The sequence below is a fragment of the Gluconobacter sp. P1D12_c genome, from assembly GCF_018812105.1.
In the GTDB taxonomy this organism is placed as follows: domain Bacteria; phylum Pseudomonadota; class Alphaproteobacteria; order Acetobacterales; family Acetobacteraceae; genus Gluconobacter; species Gluconobacter oxydans_A.
In genome coordinates this window covers 1-483 of the sequence record NZ_JACSIQ010000380.1, presented here as the reverse complement: position 1 = coordinate 483, position 483 = coordinate 1, and the positions used below count along the sequence as shown (strand labels likewise).

1 protein-coding gene is annotated in these 483 nt (G+C 49.3%); it reads left to right on the top strand.

All coding sequences use genetic code 11. From position 1 onward, the window contains the following. Positions 1-483 (top strand): plasmid recombination protein (locus tag KP705_RS17270; protein WP_215765163.1); only part of this gene is annotated, 483 nt, incomplete at both ends.

Here is a 483-nt window from a genome sequence, read left to right as displayed (position 1 = left end):
CTATGGCGTGCATTGTTCTGTCTTGGCCAGGTGAGATGGATGCCGATTGTAAGCGTTGGCAAGCTCGGTCGGTCAAGTGGTTGCAGGACACGTATGGGGACCAGTTGAAGACAGTCATCAGGCATGATGATGAGGCTTTTCCTCATCTTCATGCTTTCATCGTTCCTGATGATTTGAAGGCGATCAGCTTACATCCTGGGGATAGTGCAAAGCAGAAGGCCAAGGCGGATGGGTTATCTCCAAAGGAACAAAATGAAGCCTATAAGCAATCGTTTAGAGATTGGCAGGACAGTTATTGGGATAAGGTCGGGAAGCCTTCTGGCTTAACTCGTATTGGTCCAGGTCGTAGGCGTTTAACTCGGGACCAGTGGAACCAGGAGAAGCAACAAGCCAAGGCTTTAGCTATTGCTCTGGCTGATGGTCGTGCTGTTGCAAAGCGTGTTGATGCTGCAAAAGCTAAGGCTGAAAAGTTTGAGAAGGCTG